The 19025-nt window shown below is 60.3% G+C and carries 17 protein-coding genes; 9 read left to right on the top strand and 8 right to left on the bottom strand.

Features of this window, described 5'->3' with window-relative positions:
- Window positions 1-9: 9 nt before the first annotated feature.
- Both AC07NR_RS24235 and AC07NR_RS24230 read right to left on the bottom strand, forming a co-directional pair.
- Window positions 10-1191, bottom strand: a complete 1182-nt coding sequence (locus tag AC07NR_RS24235; protein WP_248738244.1) for an amino acid ABC transporter permease — start codon at window positions 1189-1191, stop codon at window positions 10-12.
- A 65-nt stretch (window positions 1192-1256) separates the two neighbouring features.
- On the bottom strand, window positions 1257-2288 hold the full coding sequence (locus AC07NR_RS24230; protein WP_085711685.1) for an amino acid ABC transporter substrate-binding protein: 1032 nt from the start codon (window positions 2286-2288) through the stop codon (window positions 1257-1259).
- Between the two features lie 467 nt (window positions 2289-2755).
- On the opposite strand from AC07NR_RS24230, the gene AC07NR_RS24225 reads away from it, so the two are divergent.
- The 5 genes from AC07NR_RS24225 to AC07NR_RS24205 all read left to right on the top strand — a co-directional run bounded on the left by AC07NR_RS24225 (window position 2756) and on the right by AC07NR_RS24205 (window position 7947).
- Window positions 2756-3412 (top strand): alpha/beta hydrolase, encoded by a 657-nt coding sequence (locus tag AC07NR_RS24225; protein ID WP_085711686.1) that lies wholly within the window; start codon window positions 2756-2758, stop codon window positions 3410-3412.
- 110 nt (window positions 3413-3522) lie between these two features.
- A complete protein-coding gene (rhlB, locus tag AC07NR_RS24220) occupies window positions 3523-5001 on the top strand; it encodes an ATP-dependent RNA helicase RhlB (protein WP_423204957.1) in 1479 nt (492 codons plus the stop codon).
- Window positions 5002-5125: 124 nt separating this feature from the next.
- The gene (locus AC07NR_RS24215) at window positions 5126-6070 is read left to right on the top strand and encodes an ornithine cyclodeaminase family protein (RefSeq protein ID WP_248738245.1); all 945 of its coding nucleotides are present in this window, start codon (window positions 5126-5128) and stop codon (window positions 6068-6070) included.
- Between the two features lie 14 nt (window positions 6071-6084).
- A complete protein-coding gene (locus AC07NR_RS24210; RefSeq protein WP_495079636.1) occupies window positions 6085-7212 on the top strand; it encodes an NAD(P)/FAD-dependent oxidoreductase in 1128 nt (375 codons plus the stop codon).
- A gap of 93 nt (window positions 7213-7305) precedes the next feature.
- Window positions 7306-7947: a helix-turn-helix transcriptional regulator gene (locus tag AC07NR_RS24205; protein WP_085711690.1), complete on the top strand. Its 642-nt coding sequence runs from the start codon at window positions 7306-7308 to the stop codon at window positions 7945-7947.
- 139 nt (window positions 7948-8086) lie between these two features.
- Here AC07NR_RS24205 and AC07NR_RS24200 read toward each other — a convergent pair whose 3' ends face one another.
- The 6 genes from AC07NR_RS24200 to AC07NR_RS24175 form a co-directional block, all read right to left on the bottom strand.
- Complete coding sequence (locus AC07NR_RS24200) at window positions 8087-8863, bottom strand: ABC transporter substrate-binding protein (protein WP_085711691.1); 777 nt, start codon at window positions 8861-8863, stop codon at window positions 8087-8089.
- Between the two features lie 200 nt (window positions 8864-9063).
- The gene (gene moaE / locus AC07NR_RS24195) at window positions 9064-9516 is read right to left on the bottom strand and encodes a molybdopterin synthase catalytic subunit MoaE (protein ID WP_085711692.1); all 453 of its coding nucleotides are present in this window, start codon (window positions 9514-9516) and stop codon (window positions 9064-9066) included.
- Window positions 9517-9519: 3 nt separating this feature from the next.
- Window positions 9520-9762, bottom strand: coding sequence for a molybdopterin converting factor subunit 1 (gene moaD, locus AC07NR_RS24190; protein ID WP_248738247.1), 243 nt, complete (start codon window positions 9760-9762; stop codon window positions 9520-9522).
- Window positions 9759-10232: a cyclic pyranopterin monophosphate synthase MoaC gene (gene moaC / locus AC07NR_RS24185; protein ID WP_007957321.1), complete on the bottom strand. Its 474-nt coding sequence runs from the start codon at window positions 10230-10232 to the stop codon at window positions 9759-9761. The genes moaD and moaC overlap by 4 nt, the downstream gene beginning before the upstream one ends.
- Window positions 10233-10333: 101 nt before the next feature.
- Window positions 10334-11728 carry a PhoH family protein gene (locus AC07NR_RS24180; protein ID WP_085711694.1) on the bottom strand — a complete coding sequence of 465 codons (1395 nt, stop codon included), beginning with the start codon at window positions 11726-11728 and terminating at the stop codon, window positions 10334-10336.
- Window positions 11729-12078: 350 nt separating this feature from the next.
- Complete coding sequence (locus AC07NR_RS24175; protein WP_495079635.1) at window positions 12079-13203, bottom strand: polysaccharide deacetylase family protein; 1125 nt, start codon at window positions 13201-13203, stop codon at window positions 12079-12081.
- A gap of 139 nt (window positions 13204-13342) precedes the next feature.
- Here AC07NR_RS24175 and yaaA point away from each other — a divergent pair, with 139 nt between their 5' ends.
- The 4 genes from yaaA to AC07NR_RS24155 all read left to right on the top strand — a co-directional run bounded on the left by yaaA (window position 13343) and on the right by AC07NR_RS24155 (window position 19019).
- Window positions 13343-14122: a peroxide stress protein YaaA gene (gene yaaA / locus AC07NR_RS24170; RefSeq protein ID WP_248738249.1), complete on the top strand. Its 780-nt coding sequence runs from the start codon at window positions 13343-13345 to the stop codon at window positions 14120-14122.
- 810 nt (window positions 14123-14932) lie between these two features.
- Window positions 14933-16249, top strand: a complete 1317-nt coding sequence (locus AC07NR_RS24165) for a nucleotide sugar dehydrogenase (protein WP_085711697.1) — start codon at window positions 14933-14935, stop codon at window positions 16247-16249.
- 83 nt (window positions 16250-16332) lie between these two features.
- Window positions 16333-17814 carry a mannuronan synthase gene (gene alg8, locus AC07NR_RS24160; RefSeq protein WP_162803455.1) on the top strand — a complete coding sequence of 494 codons (1482 nt, stop codon included), beginning with the start codon at window positions 16333-16335 and terminating at the stop codon, window positions 17812-17814.
- 35 nt (window positions 17815-17849) lie between these two features.
- On the top strand, window positions 17850-19019 hold the full coding sequence (locus AC07NR_RS24155; RefSeq protein ID WP_495079634.1) for a PilZ domain-containing protein: 1170 nt from the start codon (window positions 17850-17852) through the stop codon (window positions 19017-19019).
- The last annotated feature ends 6 nt before the right edge of the window (window positions 19020-19025 follow it).

Below are 19025 nucleotides of genomic sequence, written 5' to 3'. Positions count from 1 at the left end.
CGCTATTCCTTACCGCTCGATCAGCGCAATGCGCTTGTTGTACCAGTTCATCAGCAGGGAAATGCTGATACTGATCGCCAGGTACACGCTCATGGTGATGGCAATGACTTCGATCGCCTGACCGGTCTGGTTCAGCACGGTGCCGGCGAACAGCGAAACCATTTCCGGGTACCCGATACCCGCCGCCAGCGAAGAGTTCTTCGCCAGGTTCAGGTATTGGCTGGTCAGCGGCGGAATGATCACGCGCAGCGCTTGCGGAATGATCACCTTGCGAAGGGTCGGGCCGTTGCGCAGGCCGAGGGAACGGGCCGCTTCGGTCTGGCCGTGGCTGACCGACTTGATCCCCGAACGCACGATCTCGGCGATGAACGCCGCGGTGTACACGGTCAGGGCCAGGGTCAGGGCCAGCAGTTCCGGGATCAATACCCAGCCGCCGACGAAGTTGAAGCCTTGCAGCTTCGGCATTTCCCAATGCAGCGGAGCGCCGAAGATCAGCGCGCACAGCGTCGGGATCACCAGGAACATCGCCAGGCCGACCCAGAACTTGTGGAACGGCTCGCCGGTTTCCTCGAAACGTTTGTTGGCCCAGCGGCTCATCAACACGATGGCAACGATAGCCACCACGACGCTGACAACGAACGCCCAGAAGCCGTCGGCCATTTGCGCGGCCGGCATGTTCAGGCCACGGCTGCTGACGAAGAAGGTGTCGCCGAAGTTGTGACTGTTGCGCGGCCCCGGCATGGTCAGGAACACCGCGAAATACCAGAACAGGATTTGCAGCAGCGGCGGAATGTTGCGGAAGACTTCCACATACACGGTCGCCAGTTTGCTGATGATCCAGTTCGGCGACAGCCGCGCCACACCGATGATGAAGCCCAGCAACGTTGCCAGGATCACGCCGATGAAGGTCACCAGCAAGGTGTTGAGCAGGCCGATCACGAACACGCGGGCATAGCTGTCCGCTTCGGTGTAGGAGATCAGGTGTTGAGCGATGCCGAACCCGGCACTGCGCTCCAGAAAGCTGAACCCGGACGTGATGCCCCGGTGCTGCAGGTTGGTCTGGGTGTTGTCGAACAGATACCAGCCCATGGCGACCACCGCCACGACGGTGATAATCTGGAATAGCCACGCACGCACACGCGGATCGCTGAGGCTGAACCTCTGCTTTGGTGCGCCGATTGAATTTTGCATGAAGTGCCCCGCAAGAAATGGAACAGAACATCACCCGGCGGTTGGCCCGCCGGGTGATAGAACCATTAGCGCACTGGTGGTGCGTACTGAATGCCGCCGTTGTTCCACAGCGCGTTCAGGCCACGGTCGATTTCCAGCGGAGTGCTCTTGCCGAGGTTTTTCTCGAAGATTTCGCCGTAGTTACCCACCTGGGAAACGATTTTCACCACCCAGTCCTTCGGCAGTTTCAGGTCCTTGCCGTACTCGCCGTCGCCACCCAGCAGACGGGCAACGTCCGGGTTCTTGGTGGATTTGGCTTCTTCGAGTACGTTTTTCGAAGTGATGCCGGCTTCTTCAGCGTTGAGCAGCGCGTAGCCGACCCAGCGAACGATGGCCAGCCACTCGTCGTCGCCGTTACGCACGACCGGGCCCAGCGGTTCCTTGGAAATGGTTTCCGGCAGAACCACGTAGTCCTTCGGCGAAGCCAGCTTGCTGCGCTGGGCGAACAGTTGGGACTTGTCGGAGGTCAGCACGTCGCAACGACCGGATTCCAGCGACTTGGCGCTTTCATCGGAGGTGTCGAAAGTGATCGGGGTGTACTTCAGGCCATTGGCGCGGAAGTAGTCGGAGACGTTCAGCTCGGTGGTGGTACCGGCTTGAATGCAGATGGTTGCGCCGTCGAGTTCCTTGGCACTTTTCACGCCCAGCTTGTTGTTGGCCAGGAAGCCCACGCCGTCGTAGTAAGTGATGAAGCCAGGGAATTTCAGGCCCATGCCCGCGTCACGGGAGCTGGTCATGGTGGTGTTGCGCGACAGGATGTCGATCTCGCCGGACTGCAGCGCGGTGAAGCGCTCCTTGGCGTTCAACTGACTGAACTTGACCTTGGTCGCATCGCCGAACACGGCAGCGGCCACGGCACGGCAGACGTCGGCGTCGATGCCGAGAATCTTGCCGGTCGAATCCGGTACGGAGAAGCCTGGCAGACCGTCGCTCACGCCACACTGCACGAAACCTTTCTTCTGTACCGCATCCAGGGTTGCACCCGCCTGAGCGAACCCGCTGACACCCAGTACTGCAGCAGCAGTCACGATCGCCAGCGTGGATTTCAACATCTTCATTCAAACCTCCAGTTTTGCTCTTGTTGTGTCGGAGCTTGAGTCCAGTCGCACCCTTTTGAGGCGTTGTTGACCCGTGTTGGCTTTTTATGGGGTCAACCGACGCAGGACCTTCGCTATGAGTCTAGTAGGAGAAAATCCACATCATGGACAACTCACTTCTCACCAGTCGGCCGAACGGGCGGTAGCCCTTTCACGTTCGCGAAGCCCGTTGCGGCCATTGGCGAACATCCATCACCGGATTCTTTGCTATCCCGTCGCCGGGCGTTCACTGATAGTGTTACCGCCAGGCGCGAGATCGATTGCACGACTACCTCATAGCAAAGCCCGTACCACACCGCTCGCTGAAGCGATTGAGCGACAGGTCAATAGCAAAACTTGTAGCCTTGCGACATCTTCTTAACGGATCAACCGGGCGCGCACCCCAATCACGCACTTAATGAGAGCGCCCGCACATTTTTGGAGCAGCCATGACCGAGCCCTTGATTCTTCAGCCTGTTAAGGCAGCCGACGCCTGCGTGATCTGGCTGCACGGCCTCGGCGCCGACCGCTATGACTTCCTGCCGGTGGCCGAGGCCTTGCAGGAAAGCCTGCTGAGCACGCGCTTCGTCCTGCCTCAGGCGCCGACCCGTCCGGTGACCATAAATGGCGGATATGCCATGCCGAGCTGGTACGACATCAAGGCCATGAGCCCGGCCCGGGCCATCGACCGCGATGAGCTGGAAGCATCCGCTGATCACGTCATCGAATTGATCGAACAACAGCGCGCCAGCGGAATAGACGCTTCGCGGATTTTCCTCGCCGGTTTTTCCCAGGGCGGCGCCGTGGTCTACCACACCGCTTTTCTGAAATGGCAGGGACCGCTGGGCGGCGTGCTGGCGTTGTCGACCTACGCGCCGACGTTCAGCGACGAACTGGAGCTGTCCGCCAGCCAGCAACGGATTCCGGCACTGGCGCTGCACGGCCAGTTCGACAACGTGGTGCAGAACTCCATGGGCCGCACGGCGTATGAGTATCTGAAGGCCCATGGTGTCACCGTGACATGGCAGGAATACCCAATGGAGCACGAAGTGTTACCCGAAGAAATTCGCGACATCGGCGTATGGCTGAGCGAACGTCTGCGCTGATCGTCCGGGGCTCGATTTTCCGGTGGTCGGGCCCCTTTGATCATCCCACTACGCCGCGCCCGTTTCTTGCATTACACTGGCCGGCGTACATTCCTTAACCAATTGATGAGATGACCGTGCTCAAAGCACTCAAGAAGATGTTCGGTAAAAGCGAGGCTGAGCAGCTCGCGCCCGCTCCCAGTGCGCCGTCGCACGCCCCCGGCCATCGCAGCGATGGCAAACAGGCCGACCGCCAGGCTCCCGTAGCCACACCGAAACGCGAACCGAAAACCGACCCTGTCGCCGCACCGGTCACTGAACCGGCCCGCAGCGAAGCACCAAAACCGGCCAGGCCACGCCGCGAACCGAAGCCCAAGGCGCCGGTCATTCCCTGGAAACTCGAAGATTTCGTCGTCGAGCCGCAGGAAGGCAAGACCCGTTTCCACGATTTCAAACTCGCCCCGGAACTGATGCACGCCATCCACGACCTGGGTTTCCCGTATTGCACGCCGATCCAGGCCCAGGTGCTGGGTTTCACCCTCGCCGGCAAAGACGCCATCGGCCGCGCCCAGACCGGTACCGGCAAGACCGCCGCGTTCCTGATCTCGATCATCACCCAGCTGTTGCAGACCCCGCCGCCGAAAGAGCGCTACATGGGCGAGCCTCGGGCGCTGATCATCGCACCGACCCGTGAGCTGGTGGTGCAGATCGCCAAGGACGCCGCCGACCTGACCAAGTACACCGGCCTCAACGTCATGACGTTCGTGGGCGGCATGGACTTCGACAAGCAGCTCAAGCACCTCGAAGCCCGCCACTGCGACATCCTCGTCGCGACCCCGGGCCGTCTGCTCGACTTCAACCAGCGCGGCGACGTGCACCTGGACATGGTTGAAGTGATGGTGCTGGACGAAGCCGACCGCATGCTCGATATGGGTTTCATCCCGCAGGTACGGCAGATCATTCGCCAGACCCCGCCGAAAAGCGAACGCCAGACCTTGCTGTTCTCCGCGACCTTCACCGATGACGTGATGAACCTCGCCAAGCAGTGGACCACCGATCCTGCGATCGTTGAAATCGAGGTCACCAACGTGGCCAACGAAAACGTCGAACAGCACATCTACGCGGTGGCCGGTGCCGACAAATACAAACTGCTCTTCAACCTGGTCAACGACAACGGCTGGGAGCGGGTCATCGTGTTCGCCAACCGCAAGGACGAAGTGCGGCGCATCGAAGAACGTCTGGTACGTGACGGCATCAACGCCGCGCAACTGTCCGGCGACGTGCCGCAGCACAAGCGGATCAAGACCCTGGAAGGCTTCCGCGAAGGCAGGATCCGCGTATTGGTCGCCACCGACGTGGCCGGTCGCGGCATCCACATTGACGGTATCAGCCACGTGATCAACTTCACTCTGCCGGAAGTGCCGGACGACTACGTGCACCGCATCGGCCGTACCGGTCGCGCGGGCGCCGATGGCGTGTCGATCAGCTTCGCCGGCGAAGACGACTCCTATCAGTTGCCGTCCATCGAAGAAAAACTCGGTCGCAAGATCAGCTGTGAAACCCCGCCGACCCATCTGTTGCGGGCAGTTGAGCGCAAGCGTCCTCAGTAAACGACGCCATAAAGAGAAGCGCAGCCGGCAACGGACTGCGCTTTTTTTTCGCCCGGATATTGTTCAACAAAACTAAAAGTCCATAATGGACAAATTAGTTTAGAAACAGTCTCCGGAGTCCGACATGTCCAGTACGCCGTACGTGATTGATCAAACCCAGGCCCGCGAGCTTCTGGCCCGGATCGATGTGCCGCAGATCCTGCGCAGGCTATTCCGCGATCTGGCGGCCGGACATGCGGTGCAACCGGCACAGCAACTGGTGGAGTTTCCCCGGGGCGCCGGGGACTTCATCAACTATCTGGGCGTACTGGCCGAGGACGGCGTGTACGGAGTCAAGACCTCGCCGTACATCGTCCGCGAACAAGGCCCGCTGGTGACGGCGTGGACACTGTTGATGTCGATGCAGACCGGCCAGCCATTGCTGCTCTGCGATGCCGGCGAACTGACCACCGCGCGCACGGCTGCAACCACAGCTGTCGCGGTCGATGCCCTGGCCCCTTCGAACGCAAAACGCCTGGCGATCATCGGCAGCGGCAAGGTTGCCCAGGCACACCTTCATTACGCCAAGACATTGCGCGACTGGCAGAGCATCAACGTGTACTCGCCCTCCTTGAGCGAAGACGGGGCAACCGCCAGCCTGCTGCAAGCCCTTGATCCGCGCGTGCAAATCACCGACAGCCGCGAAACCGCCATTGCCGACGCAGACGTGATCATGCTCTGCACCTCCTCCGCAGGACCTGTGATCGCCCCGGCAACCCTGAGCAAACCGGCACTGATCACCTCGATCAGCACCAATGCACCGCGCGCCCACGAAGTGCCGCCGCAGAGCCTCAACGACATGCAGGTGTTCTGCGACTATCGTCTGACCACACCGGGCTCGGCCGGTGAGATGCTGATCGCCGGCGAACAGCATGGATGGGACAACCACGCGATCATCGGTGACCTCGCGGACCTGCTCAGCGAAAAAGTGCAGCGTCCGGATTACAACCGTCACGTGTTCTTCCGCTCCATCGGCCTGGGCCTGGAAGACATCGCCCTGGCCAACGCCGTCTATCAATTGCAGCGCTGACATCGGAGATTTTCATGAGTCATGCAGATTTCATCATCATCGGCGGCGGGATTGCCGGCGCTTCCACCGGTTTCTGGCTGTCGCAGCACGGCAAGGTTGTTGTGCTGGAGCGCGAATCGCACCCGGCCTATCACTCCACCGGACGTTCCGCTGCGCTGTTCACCGCCGCTTATGGCACTCCACAGGTTCGGGCACTGACACAGGCCAGCCGGGCGTTTTTCGATCACCCGCCCAGTGGCTTCTGCGAACATCCGCTGCTGACCCCGCGCGGTGAAATGACCGTGGATTTCACCGGTGACGCCGCCGAACTGAACAATCAATACCTCAGCGCCAAAGCCACGGTGCCGGAGATGCAACTGCTCAGCGCGGAAGAAGCCTGCGTGCGATTGCCGATTCTGCGTCGGGAAAAGGTCCACGGCGCAATCTACGACCCGACCGCCAGCGACATCGACACCGACGCGCTGCACCAAGGCTATCTGCGCGGTATCCGTCGCAACAACGGGCAAGTCCTGACCGATTGCGAAGTGCTCGGGCTGAGCCGTGATGCCGACGGCATCTGGCAAGTACAGACCAACGGCCAGACCTTCAGCGCTCCTGTCGTGATCAACGCGGCAGGCGCCTGGGCCGACAAGATCGGCGCCCTCGCCGGTGCGCGGCCGCTGGGTCTGCAACCGAAACGCCGCGCCGCGTTCATCTTCGCCGGCCCCGAAAGCGTGGATATTCATCATTGGCCGATGCTGGTCAGCCTCGACGAATCGTTCTACATGAAGCCCGACGCCGGGATGTTCCTCGGCTCCCCGGCCAACGCCGACCCGGTCGAGCCCCACGACGTGCAGCCGGAAGAACTGGACATCGCCATGGGCATTTATCAGATCGAAGAGGCGACGACCCTGACCATCCGCCGCCCGACCCGCACCTGGGCCGGCCTGCGCAGTTTCGTCGCCGATGGCGATTTGCTGTCCGGGTTCGATCCGCAGGTGCCGGGGCTGTTCTGGGTCGCGGCCCAGGGCGGTTACGGCATCCAGACCTCGCCGGCGATGGGTCAGGCCAGTGCAGCACTGGTGCGCGGTGAGTCGTTGCCCGATCACCTCAAGCAGTTCGGCCTGAACGCCGCCATGCTCTCCCCTGCCCGCCTGTCCTGACCGCCCACCCGGATGACTCGCCCAACGGATTGCGGCACACTCGCAACGCCCCCGGACCACGGGGGCATTGACGTTGCCTGGAGCTCCACAGTTATGACCGCCCCCGAACAAACGCCCGAGCCGAATGACGCCGCGCTGGATAACTACCACGCCATCGCCGATGCCATCGCCACCCTGTTCTTTCCCCACGCCGAAGTGGTGCTGCATGACTTGCGCACACAGAAGGTCGACTACATCGCCAACAACCTGTCGAAACGGGTGATCGGTGATGAATCGTCACTGGAAGACATGCTCAGCGACGACGTCAGCGAACGGAACATCGGCCCGTACGAAAAGCTCAACTGGGACGGCCAGAAGATTCGCAGCCTGAGCACCGTGCTGCGCGACAGCGAAGGGCGTCCGCTGGCGGTGCTGTGCATCAACCTGAATATTTCACTGTTCGAGAACGCCAAGGCTGCGCTGGATCTGTTCCTCTCGCCGAGCAAACTGATTCCGCAACCGGACTCGCTGTTTCGCGATGACTGGCAGGAGCGCATCAACACTTTCCTGCACGCCTGGCTGCGCGAGCGGCAACTGAGCCTGAATCTGCTGACCCGCGATCACAAACGCGAACTGGTGCTGGCGCTGCACGCCGAGGGCGCGTTCAAGGGCAAGAGCGCCTCGAACTACGTGGCCAATGTGCTGAACATGGGGCGGGCGACGGTGTACAAGCATTTGAAGGAATTGAAGGGCTGAAGATTTGCGGTGAATGTTACGGCCTCATCGCTGGCAAGCCAGCTCCCACAATTTCAACGCCGTTCACAAAATATGTGTTCACCGTTGAACTTGTGGGAGCTGCGGTGCGACGACTCGACTTGCCAGCGATGGCGGACTATCAGTCGCCGTAGATGTCCGACTTGAAGTACTTCTCGGAGATCTTCTGATACTCGCCACTGGCGCGAATGCCGTCGATGGCGGTGTTCAACTGGCTGACCAGTTCGGTGTTGCCCTTGCGCACCGCGATCCCGGCGCCCTCGCCCACGTATTTCGGGTCTTTAAGCTCAGGCCCGACAAAGGCGTAACCCTTGCCGCGCGGCATCGACAGGAAATCGGTCAGCGGAATGGTGTCGGCGAAAATCGCGTCGAGACGCCCGGCCGCCAGGTCCATGTAGATTTCTTCGTTGTTGCCATAGCGCTTGACGTTGATGCCCTTGGGCTCGAACACCTCGGTGGCATAACGGTCGGTGGTGGTCGCACGCTGCACGCCGACGGTCTTGCCCTTGAGGCTGGCGTACTGGTCATCGACGGTCGCGCCTTCCTTCATCACCAGCCGCGACGAGGTGAAATAGTACTTGTGGGTGAAGTCCACGGACTTCTTGCGGTCTTCATTGATGGTCATGGACGACAGCGCCATGTCGATTTTCTTCACCTTCAGGGAAGGAATCAGACCGTCGAACTCGCCCTCGACCCACACACATTTGACCTGCATCTGCGCGCACAGGGCATTGCCGATGTCGTAGTCGAAACCGACGATTTCACCTTGGTCAGTCTTTGAGGCGAAGGGTGGATACGCCGCTTCGATACCGATGCGCAGGGTTTTCTCGGCGGCAAACACGCTGCTGCACGCCAACAGGCTCAGCGCCAGACCGGTGATGAGGGGGAGTTTCTTCATGTTCGTTCTCTCGCGGGTTGTTGTTGGTTTGGCAAGACGAAGAAGAGCAGCTGCAAGCGGCAAGCCTGGAGCTTCAAGCATGAGACTATTTTTGTACTTGGAAATCCATATTGGACTTTCATGTACAAATCGTCAATCGGGCAAAAGCCATCGGCACCAGCCAATGGTCGGCTGATGCACTAGAGGGGATAAAAGAAGATTTACTGCTTCCAGCGATCCGCCGCCGCATGATCGCTGTCACGACCTTCGACCCAGCGCGGGCCGTCGCTGGTGTTCTCTTTCTTCCAGAACGGCGCGCGGGTCTTCAGGTAATCCATGACAAAGGCACAGGCATCGAAAGCCGCCTGACGGTGGGCGCTGGCGGCGCCGACGAACACGATCGGTTCGCCCGGTTCCAGCGCGCCGATGCGGTGCAGCACTTCCAGCTTCAACAGTGGCCAGCGCTGTTCGGCCTCGACGGCGATCTTGCCCAGAGCCTTTTCGGTCATGCCCGGATAGTGTTCGAGGAACATTCCGGCGACATCAAGGCCGTCGTTGAAGTCGCGCACATAGCCGACAAAACTCACCACCGCGCCGACGCCGACATTGGCCGCGTGCATCGCGTTGACTTCAGCGCCGGGATCGAACGCGGTGGACTGCACACGAATCGCCATGCCTTAGCCTCCGGTCACGGTGGGGAAAAACGCCACTTCGTCGCCATCGACCACTGGCTCGTCGAGCTGGCACAGGTCTTCGTTGCGCGCGCACATCAGGTTCTGTTCGCTCAGCACCTCGGCGCCGTCACGTTTGGCGAGCAAGGCGCGTACGTCCTCCACAGTCGCGAATTCACCTTCGATCTTCACCGAATCCACGCCCAGCGCCTCGCGGTAACGGGCAAAAAACTTCACGGTCAGGTTCATGGCTGCTCCGCCTGGAAATGCCCGCTCTTGCCGCCGACTTTCTCCAGCAGGCGCACGCTTTCGATGGTCATGCCGCGATCCACGGCCTTGCACATGTCGTAGATCGTCAGCGCGGCGACGCTGGCGGCGGTCAGCGCTTCCATCTCGACGCCGGTCTGCCCGGACAGCTTGCAACGAGCCACGATGCGCACAGCGTCGTCGCCTTCAGCGCTGAGTTCGACCTTGACGCCGGTGAGCATCAGCGGATGGCACAGGGGAATCAGGTCACTGGTTTTCTTCGCCGCCTGAATGCCGGCGATGCGCGCCACGGCGAACACGTCGCCCTTGGGATGGCCGCCGCTGACGATCATCTGCAGGGTGTCGGGCAGCATGCGCACCAGCGCTTGGGCCGTCGCCTCGCGGAACGTCACGGCTTTTTCGGTGACGTCGACCATGTTGGCGCGACCTTGGGAATCGAGATGAGTCAGCACGGGGTTACTCCTGATCAGGAGCGTCGATTGTAAACCCGAGGGTCAGAATTGCGCACACAAAAAACCGGGCGACTTTGCAGTCGCCCGGTTCCTTTGGCGGGTTACAGATGGGATTCGGCGTATTCGGCCAGAATCGAGCGAGGCACCCCTTGCAGGGTGATGTGCACACCGTTGGGGAAATCCTTGAAACGTTCGGTCAGGTAGGTCAGCCCGGAACTGGTCGCGGACAGGTAAGGGGTATCGATCTGTGCCAGGTTGCCCAGGCACACCACTTTGGAACCGGCGCCGGCCCGGGTGATGATGGTTTTCATCTGGTGCGGCGTGAGGTTCTGGCATTCGTCGATCAGGATCAGGCTCTGCTGGAAGCTGCGACCGCGAATGTAGTTGAGCGATTTGAACTGCAACGGCACTTTGCTGAGGATGTAGTCGACGCTGCCATGGGTGTTTTCATCATCCATGTGCAAGGCTTCGAGGTTGTCGGTGATGGCGCCCAGCCAAGGCTCCATTTTTTCCGCTTCGGTGCCGGGCAGGAAGCCGATTTCCTGATCCAGGCCCTGCACGCTGCGGGTGGCGATGATGCGGCGATAACGCTTGCTGACCATGGTCTGCTCGATCGCAGCGGCCAGCGCCAGGATGGTCTTGCCGGAACCGGCGGCGCCGGACAGGTTGACCAGGTGAATGTCCGGGTCGAGCAAGGCGTACAGCGCCAGGCTCTGATAGATGTCACGCGGCTTGAGGCCCCAGGCTTCCTGATGCAACAACGGTTCCTGGTGCAGATCGAGGATCAGCAGACGGTCCTCTTCAATCTCCTTGATCCAGCCGACAAAGCCCTGCTCATCGATGATGAACTCGTTGATGTGCACGGCCGGCAGGTTGTCGATCAGTTGCACCTGGTGCCAGGTGCGGCCATGGTCCTGACGGGTTTCGACCTTGCTCACGCGGTCCCAGAAGGAGCCGGTCATGTTGTGGTAGCCGTTGGGCAGCAGGGACACGTCATCGACCAGTTGGTCGGTGCTGTAGTCCTCGGCGTCGATCCCGCAGGCCCGCGCCTTGAGGCGCATGTTGATGTCTTTGGTGACCAGCACCACCGGTTTCTTCGGATCGCGGGTGTGCAGGTCGATCAACTGATTGATGATTTTGTTGTCGTTCAGGTGCTCGGGCAGAATCAGGTTCGACTCTGCCTGTTTGCTCATCAGAATTGACAGCAACCCTTTAGGCCCGCCCTTTCCGCGCTGGATCGGCACCCCTTGCTCGACGTCTTCGGGCGAGGCATCGCCCAACGTCTTGTCGATCAGCCGGATGGCCTGACGGCATTCGGCGGCCACGCTGTGATGCCCGCTCTTGAGCTTGTCCAGCTCTTCAAGCACGGTCATCGGGATCGCGACGTGGTGTTCTTCGAAATTCAGCAGGGCGTTTGGATCGTGAATCAGTACGTTGGTATCGAGTACATAAAGGATTGGCTGGTTGGAGGAAGGGCTACGTCCGTGATCATCCATACTCGGTCACCTTTGTGGGAGCCATTCGACGCAATACCTGGGCGGTGCTGCGCCTCGAAGTGACTGCCGAATCCACCTGCGAAGCTTTTGTTCGGAATAGCAGGTGAATTGCACACAAAATGGGTCTTGGAAGACGCCACCTGTGTTGCAGGTTTCGGCGGTCTGACTTCGTAATACTCCAAAACCCGTGACAGAAAAAAGCACTTTGACGCTTTTTTGAAGTTTATTTTGCAAAGTGACGAAAAGCCCTTGGCGGACCGCCGCGCCCCCGTTAGAGTCGGAAGTCCGCCTGCATCGAATCCTGCAAAAAATTCACCCCAAGCCCAATGTTTACGGGCTCTTGCCGTTTGTCAGCGAAACGCGTCCTGACAATCTTCCCAGCCGATGCCGCTTTGCGCGGTCTGCGTGATCAGCCACGGCAACGCGGTCTTCACCGCGTCCTGCTTCATGTTGAAATTGATCACCCCATGCCGCCACAACAGCATCAGGGTCAGCACCCGCTGCGCGCTGGGATTGCCCTTGAGCTTGCCGGCGCCGTCCTGGGCATCGATGTCCCACAGCGCCACTTGCAGGCCCTGATTGCGCAAGAAACTGCCGGCATCACTGCGGCGCTGCCCCTCCGGTGGACGGAACAGCGGCACGTAGTTTTCCGGCAGCTTGCTCTTCACCAGATCGCTGCTGCGGCGCACCGACTCCTGCCAGTCCTGCCAGTGGCTGTGGGAGCGGAATTCCCAGCCCTGCACGCCCACGCAGAGTTTCGAGAATTCCGATTGCAGGTTATTCACCGAGCGATCCGCCAGCCGCGCCTGCACATCCTTGCCCAGCAAAAAGAAGGTGCCGCTCAGACTGGATTTGCGCAGATAGTCGGCGATCCAGTCGGTGTTGTCCGGCTGCAGGTTCGCGGCACTGTCGAAACTCAGCAGGAACAACCGGTCGTGCATCTCGTCGCCGTTGCGTTCGTAGTCACCGAAATGATCGACTTCGCTGGTGGTCTGCGGCGACAGCGCCGCCTTGCGCAGCAGTTCATCCAGATACTGCTGATGGAAGATCCGGCTCGGCTCGGCCCACTTCGTGTAATAGCTTTCCTCGCTGACCACGAACTTGGCTGCCTGCTCGCGCAGGGTCGGCAGGTCTTCGACGAGGAAGCAGAACGAGGCGTCCTGATCGCAGCTCTGCTGGGCGTAGTTGTAGCTGGTCAGCAACCGCTGCCACAGACGCTCGCGCAGGCTGTTGATCGCCTCCAGATTGACCGTGCGCAGCCCCAGACGCTGGGCCAGCGCGGCCTCATCCAGTGCTTCACTGCCCAGCAGGCCCCGGGCGAACATCAGGACTTCCGCCCGGGAGGCGACGTCGAACAGGGTCGGGTTGTCGAGTTTCTCCGGCCAGGTGCTGCGATCGAGCGTGGCAATATCACCCGGCGCCGCGACGGCCCCGAAGCTCAACAGCCACACGGTGAATAAAAGAACAATGCGCAAAGGGGTGTCTCCATAACAAAACCCGCGCGGCACTATAGCCGATCCGGCTGGCGAACCGCCGATCACCTATGGACCTGATAGCTGGAGTCATGCGCCCCAACCCCCTAGAATCGCCCCCACGATTAAAGGAGACGACTTCATGCTGATGGTGATTTCCCCCGCCAAGACCCTCGATTACGAAACACCGCCGGCGACCCAGCGCTTCACCCAGCCGCAATACCTCGACCATTCCCAGGAGCTGATCCAGCAGTTGCGCGAACTGAGCCCGGCGCAGATCAGCGAACTGATGCACGTTTCCGACAAGATCGGCGGCCTCAATGCCGCACGTTTCGGTAGCTGGACACCGGCGTTCACCCCGGCCAACGCCAAGCAGGCACTGCTGGCCTTCAAGGGCGACGTCTACACCGGGCTCGACGCCCAGAGCTTCAGCGAAGCCGATTTCGATTACGCGCAACAGCACCTGCGCATGCTCTCCGGCCTCTACGGTCTGCTGCGCCCGCTCGACCTGATGCAGCCGTATCGCCTGGAAATGGGCACCAAACTGGCCAACGCCCGGGGCAAGGACTTGTATGCGTTCTGGGGCACCCGCATCAGCGAATGGCTGAACGAAGCGCTGGCCGACCAGGGCGATGACGTGCTGCTGAACCTGGCCTCCAACGAGTATTTCTCGGCGGTCAAGCGTACGGCCCTGAACGCGCGGATCATCAACACCGAGTTCAAGGACCTGAAGAACGGCCAGTACAAGATCATCAGTTTCTACGCCAAGAAAGCCCGTGGCCTGATGAGCCGCTTCGTGATCCAGGAACGCATCAACGATCCGGCGGCCCTCAAACAGTTCGATGTACAGGGTTATCGCTTCAGCGCCGAGCAATCAAAACCGGACAATCTGGTGTTTCTGCGCGATCACGCACCCGAATAAAGCATGCCCATTGCACGACTCCTTATATAAAGAGTCGTGCACCTCGCACGACGTCAAAAAAACCTCCCTTCTTTTCGCCGACTTATTGGCGCCATAAAAACATCACCCTCATTTCTATCTTTTCTTTCACTCGACAGTTGTCATTTTTTTCAGTAGTGGCACCCAAATTTTTTCCGGGTAGTGGCACAAAACCATCTAACGCGATTATCTGCCTATTAATAAAGGGCGAAATGGAAAGTGCTATCAATATGAGAGCAGTGCCATCTTTCTCAATATTTCAAAAAATTTCAGATTTCACGATGAGCGGACAGGAACTATGTCCAAATGCATAGCTCATACCACCGGTAACGATTCTCGCCGAATATGTACGAGATAACTTACGCAGAGATCAAAACCATGTAACCAAGTTGTCACAGCAACTTGCCTGAATGGATAACAACTCTGGACAACTAGCGAAGGACAGGAGATACGCACCATCAATATCCCCTACAAGGCCAAGGCCGCGCCCTTATAAACGTGCTCGCCTGAGCACCCAACCGCCCGATCTACAGGCCTGCGCCTGACATCGGGCGCGCAATACGAGATTGCACAAGAGTCCTCTTGCCAGAGGATCCGCTGCATAACAGGGCATGTCACAACAATAAGGCCTGGTTGCGCACATCTTGAGTGCACTTATTTAGACACTCGAAACTTAGTATGCCTGCACACGGCATTGTGACGCCTGCAAGTCACACTTTCGAGTGCACTAAGACCGCTGAACACCATTAACTCCGGCCCTCTAACGGCCTGATATATACAGAGGTAATTGCGATGCGCATCAGCATATTTGGTTTGGGTTACGTCGGTGCAGTCTGTGCCGGTTGCCTGTCTGCACGGGGCCATGACGTGGTTGGCGTCGATGTTGCCAAAGACAAGATCGACATGATCAACGCTGGCAAATCCCCCATTGTCGAACCGGGCCTGGGCGAGTTGCTGGCGCAAGGGATCGAGACCGGTCGTCTGCGCGGTACGACCAACTTCGCCGAGGCGATTCGCGACACCGACCTGTCGATGATCTGCGTCGGCACGCCAAGCAAGAAGAACGGCGACCTGGAACTGAACTACATCGAAGCGGTGTGCCGCGAGATCGGTTTTGTCCTGCGTGAAAAATCCACCCGTCACACCATCGTCGTGCGCAGCACCGTGCTGCCGGGCACCGTGGCCAACGTGGTGATCCCGATCCTCGAAGACTGCTCCGGCAAGAAGGCCGGTGTCGATTTCGGCGTGGCGGTCAACCCTGAGTTCCTGCGCGAATCCACCGCAATCGCCGATTACGACCTGCCACCGATGACCGTCATCGGCGAGTTCGACAAGGCTTCGGGCGACGTTCTGCAATCGCTGTACGAAGAACTCGACGCGCCGATCATCCGCAAAGACATCGCCGTCGCCGAGATGATCAAGTACACCTGCAACGTCTGGCACGCGACCAAAGTGACCTTCGCCAACGAGATCGGCAACATCGCCAAAGCGGTGGGTGTCGATGGACGTGAAGTGATGGACGTGGTCTGCCAGGACAAGACCCTCAACCTGTCCCAGTACTACATGCGCCCGGGCTTTGCCTTCGGCGGCTCGTGCCTGCCGAAGGACGTGCGCGCCCTGACCTACCGCGCCGGTTCCCTGGACGTAGAAGCGCCGCTGCTCAACTCACTGATGCGCAGTAACGAATCGCAAGTGCAGAACGCCTTCGACATCGTTGAAAGCCACGACAAACGCAAAGTCGCCCTGCTCGGCCTGAGCTTCAAGGCCGGCACCGACGACCTGCGCGAAAGCCCGCTGGTGGAACTGGCCGAGATGCTGATCGGCAAGGGTTACGACCTGAGCATCTACGACAGCAACGTCCAGTACGCCCGTGTCCACGGCGCGAACAAGGATTACATCGAGTCGAAGATCCCCCACGTGTCGTCCCTGCTCAATGCGGATTTCGACTCGGTGATCGACAACTCCGACGTGATCATCCTCGGCAACCGCGACGAGAAGTTCCGCTCCCTGGCTCAACAGGCACCGCACGGCAAACAGGTCATCGACCTGGTCGGCTTCATGGCCAAGGCCACCGATGCCGGCACCCGCACCGAAGGGATCTGCTGGTAACGCAGCAGCAAGCCTCGAGCTTCAAGCCGCACGCCGCGAATCGGCGGGCGGCCTGAAGCCCCCATCACCTTCGGATGACGGTCATGTCCAAGCTCAAACATTTTTTTCTGCAATCCGCCGGCTGGCTTTTGTTTCTGAGCCTGCTGATGGGCCTGGCCCTGATGCTGCCCGAGTCCACGTTCGACTCCGAGTCGAAGGACTTCATTTTCCTGATTGGCGCCGTGGGTATCTGGCGCTACTCGATGGGTGCAACGCATTTCGTGCGCGGCATGATCTTTCTCTACATCGTCTACCCGCACCTGCGCCGCAAGGTTCGCAAGCTGGGCAAGGCGGCGGACCCGTCCCATGTGTTTCTGATGGTCACCAGTTTCCGCATCGACGCGTTGACCACCGCGCAGGTCTACAGCTCGGTGATCCGCGAAGCCATCGACTGCGAACTGCCGACCACCGTGGTCTGCTCCATCGTCGAAATGTCCGATGAACTGCTGGTCAAGGCGCTGTGGGCGCGGATGAATCCGCCGGACCGGGTCAAGCTCGACTTCGTGCGCATTCCCGGCACCGGCAAACGCGATGGCCTGGCCTACGGCTTCCGTGCGATCTCCCGTCACCTGCCGGACGACCGTGCCGTGGTGGCCGTGATCGACGGCGATACCGTGCTCGCCGAAGGCGTGGTGCGCAAGACCGTGCCGTGGTTCCAGATGTTCGGCAATGTCGGTGGCCTGACCACCAACGAATTCTGCGAAGTGCGCGGCGGCTACATCATGAGCGAGTGGCACAAGCTGCGCTTCGCCCAGCGCCACATCAACATGTGCTCGATGGCCCTGTCCAAGCGCGTGCTGACCATGACCGGCCGCATGTCGGTATTCCGCGCCTCGGTGGTGACCAACCCGGACTTCATCGCCGACGTCGAAAGCGACTCGCTGCAACACTGGCGTCTGGGCCGCTTCAAGTTCCTGACCGGCGACGACAAGTCGAGCTGGTTCAGCCTGATGCGCCTGGGCTACGACACCTTCTACGTGCCGGACGCCGCGATCAACACCGTTGAGCACCCGCCGGAAAAGAGCTTCATCAAGGCCAGTCGCAAACTGATGTTCCGCTGGTACGGCAACAATCTGCGGCAGAACTCGCGAGCGCTGGGCCTGGGTGTGAAACGCCTCGGCGCCTTTACTTCGGTGGTGCTGTTTGACCAGCGCGTATCGATGTGGACCTCGCTGCTGGGTCTGACCGTGGCGATCATCGCCAGCTTCAAATACGGCGGCGCGTTCATCCTCGCCTACCTGCTGTGGATCGGCATCACCCGCCTGATTCTGACGCTGCTGCTGTCGTGCTCCGGTCACCGCATCGGCCCGGCCTACCCGGTGATTCTCTATTACAACCAGATCGTCGGTGCGCTGGTGAAGATCTACGTGTTCTTCCGCCTCGACCAGCAATCCTGGACTCGCCAGCCCACTTCCCTGACCCGTGATCTCGCCAGCTTTCAACGTTGGTTCAACACCTGGTCGTCTCGGACCATGACCTTCTCCGCCGGCAGCATTTTCGTCGCCGTGCTGCTGATGATGGTCTGACCTGCCCCTCTTGAATTAACAAGGAAATCGCCCCCATGAATACCGCCGTCAACGTCAACGTAGTGCATGAATCCGAAGCCCAGCGTCAGCACGCCCGAGTGAAAATCCCGGCCAAGCTGCGGTTCTTCGGCCCTGACCGCGCACCGGTCGAAGCGCGGGTCATCGACCTGTCCGCCGGTGGTCTGGCGTTCAACGCCGGGCAACTGCCGCTGACCGTCGGCCAGGTGTACAAGGCGCGCCTGCAATTCGTCATCGACAACCTCGGCATCGCCATGGACGTTGAACTGCAAGTGCGTTCCTACGACCGCCAGACCGGCCGCGCCGGTTGCCAGTTCCAGAACCTTGAGCCGCAGGACATTTCCACCCTGCGCCACCTGATCACTTCGCATCTGGCCGGCGACATCGTCAGCATCGGCGAAGTGCTGGCGACCCTGCAGCGCGACAACTTCACCACGGCGCGCAAGGCCAAGGACAGCGGCCACGGCATGACCCCGTTCGGGCGTCTGAAAGCCGTGACCTTCAGCGCCGGCATTTTCGCGATCGGTCTTGTGGCGGCGGGTTTCGTTTTCAAATCGGTGTACAGCATGTACTTCGTCAGCCATGCCCAGGCCGGTCTGGTCAGCGTGCCGGGCATGAACATCACCATGCCCCGCGACGGCACCGTACAGAGCCTGGTGAAGTCCGACGGCGTTGCCGCCAAAGGCGCACCACTGGCGACGTTCAGCACCAGCATGCTCGACGTGCTCAAGGGCCATCTGGATGAAGATCAACTGCAACCGGCCAAGGTCGAGGAACTGTTCGGCAAGCAGATGACCGGCACCCTCACCTCGCCGTGCGATTGCACCGTGGCCCAGCAACTGGTGGCTGACGGTCAATACGCGAGCAAGGGCGACGTGATCTTCACCCTGGTACCGCGCAACACCCAGGCCACCGTCGATGCACGCTTCTCCTATCGCCAGTTCGGCGACGTGCGTCCGGGTACTCCGGTGAGCTTCCAGATCGCCGGCGAAGACAAGACCCGCACCGGCAAGATCATCAGCAGCACCAGCCTGAAAAGCGCCGACCTGTCCTCCGACATCCGCGTGCAGATCCAGCCGGACGAGCCGCTGGACAGCACCTTCGCCGGCCGCCCGGTGGAAGTGAACAGCGACCGCGGTCCGAACCTGAACTGGCTGATCGACAAAGCCATGGCTGCCGGTCTTTAAGTCGAG

The organism is Pseudomonas sp. GW821-FHT09C09, from assembly GCF_059418105.1.
This window is presented reverse-complemented; position numbering and strand designations above follow the sequence as displayed.